Source organism: Pelomonas sp. CA6, from assembly GCF_022549225.1.
GTDB lineage: Bacteria > Pseudomonadota > Gammaproteobacteria > Burkholderiales > Burkholderiaceae_C > Roseateles.
In genome coordinates, this window is the sequence record NZ_JAKZFD010000027.1 from 1 (window position 1) to 2,048 (window position 2,048).

A 2,048-nucleotide genomic window follows, 5' to 3' on the forward strand; every position below is an offset into this window, starting at 1 on the left:
ACGGTCGGCCTGCGCCCATCCGCCGCGCCCCTCGCACGAAGGCGGCGACGCGGATCGGCGAGGGATGGCGCAGCGGGGCAAGAGGCCTCCCGGCCCCTTGTTCAAAGGGATTCAGACGCGGTCAGACGCGCCGCGCCAGCACTTCCATGCAGGACTTGTAGCGCGGGCTCACGGTGTAGTCCACCGGCATGAAGCCCTCCTCCACCAGCAGGCGCATCAAGGTCGCGCGGCTGAAATTGTGGAAATGCTCCAGCTCGGCCCAGTAAGGGTTGTGGCCCTGGGCTGTCATGGCGCGCCAGGACGCGGCGTCCAGATTCGGGCAGGACAGGTAGAGCAGCCCGTCCTGCGCCAGCGCGGCACGCGCGCGGCGCAGCGCCTGGCGCGGGTAAGGCATGTGCTCCAGCACGTCGGCCATGGACAGCACGGCCACCGGGTCGCTGACCTCCAGCCGGTCCAGGTCGCCCTGCGCCGCGCGATAGCCCAGCGCCTGCAGGCGCTGCACGGCCTGCTCGCGCACGTCCAGGCCCATCGCGATGAAGCCGTACTCGTCGGCCGTCATCACCAGCCCGCCGTTGCCGCAACCCACGTCCAGCCAGACCAGGTCGGACAGCCAGGGCGCCGACGCCAGCTGGCGCCCCACCCGCTCGACCACCGGGGCCCAGGTGTGGCGCAGGCGGTCCAGGTCGCCACCGGCCACCTGGCCCTCGTTGGCGCGCGAAAACAGCAGCTCGAAGCCGCGCGGGCCCCAGTAGTGGCGGCTGAACACATGCTCGCAGCCCTGGCAGTGCATCCAGTCCAGCGTCTCGCCCAGCTCCGGATGCCACAGCGGATGGGTGTGGCAGGCGTCGCTGCGCAATCGTGCGATGTCGGTCGATTCGCACAGGGGGCAGGCGGCATAGGCCTGGCGCAGCGAAGCGGAAGTGGGGGCGGACGCGGAAGAAAAATCGGGATTCATCGGGACACTCCGGGAGCCCCCGGCGCGGCGGGGGCGGGATGGGCCAGGCGGACGGCACGGGCCTCGTCGGCGCGGCCGCCGAAGTCCAGCACCAGGGCCAGGTTGTGCGCGGCCAGCCAGCTGCCGCGGCCGGCGACGGCGCCGGGCTGGTCGGGCCGCTCGCCGATCTCCAGGCAGCGGCGCCAGGCCTGCTCCATCACGGGCAGCAACTCGTCGCCGCGCTCGGGATGGTCAGCGGCGAAGTCCAGCAGCAGATCGCCCAGCGCAAAGAAGAAGTCCGGCGAATCGGCGCAGCGCTGCAGCTGGGATTCGGCGAAGTCCATGCCCTGCTCATGGCGCTTGAGCTGCTTCAGCGAGAACAGCCGGCGCGCCGCCAGGTCCGGCCACCAGCCGGCCGTCGCCGCACCCAGGGCCGCGGCGCGGGCGAAGCCCTGCTCGGCCAGCGCATGGTCGTCGTAGACGAAACCGTCCTTGGCGAGCTGATACCAGAGATAGGCCTCGCCCGGATGCTCGCGCAGCGCGACTTCCAGCAGGGCGCGGTTGCGCCCGCTCTTGCGGCGCAGCGCCTCGGGCAGGTAGCCGTCGTGGCCCACGGTCACGGCCAGCTCGCGCAGCGGCAGCGCATGGACGGGCTGCTCGTGGATGCGGCCCTGGTAGCGCACGCGGCCGGGCAGCACCCGGCTCAGGCGCGAGCAGACCCGCTGCGCGGTCCCATCGGGGCCCTCGCGCGTGTGGTCCTGCAGCAGCACGCTGCCGACGAAATCGGGCGCCTGTTGGCGCAGCGCCGCCAGTTGCTCGCCGCCCTGCTCCAGCCACTCGTCGGCATCCAGCACCAGGTGCCAGTCGGCGTCGGCCAGTTGCAGCGCGTGATTGCGGGCGGCGGAGAAATCGTCGCACCAGTCGAAATGGGCGACCTGGGCGCCCGCGGCGCGGGCACGCTGCGGCGTGTCATCGCGCGAGCCGGTGTCCAGCACCCACATCTGGTCCACCCAGGGGCGGACCGAGCCCAACAAGCGCTCGATGCGCGCGGACTCGTCCCGCGCGATCACGACCAGCGCGGTGCGGTAGGAGTCGGCCATGGCCCGGGACTCAG

At 72.1% G+C, this 2,048-nt stretch carries 2 protein-coding genes; both read right to left on the reverse strand.

Annotation, left to right across the window (positions count from 1 at the left end; all coding sequences use genetic code 11):
• Window positions 1-121: 121 nt before the first annotated feature.
• On the reverse strand, window positions 122-955 hold the full coding sequence (locus tag LZ017_RS21690) for a methyltransferase domain-containing protein (protein WP_241399015.1): 834 nt from the start codon (window positions 953-955) through the stop codon (window positions 122-124).
• A partial coding sequence (locus LZ017_RS21695; protein ID WP_241399016.1) for a glycosyltransferase occupies window positions 952-2,048 on the reverse strand: 1,097 nt, incomplete at its 5' end. The genes LZ017_RS21690 and LZ017_RS21695, both read right to left, overlap by 4 nt.

What these genes read in the sequence shown, in the direction of transcription:
- LZ017_RS21690 (WP_241399015.1), bottom strand. Translation starts at nt 955, where the DNA reads ATGAATCCCGATTTTTCTTCCGCGTCCGCCCCCACTTCCGCTTCGCTG.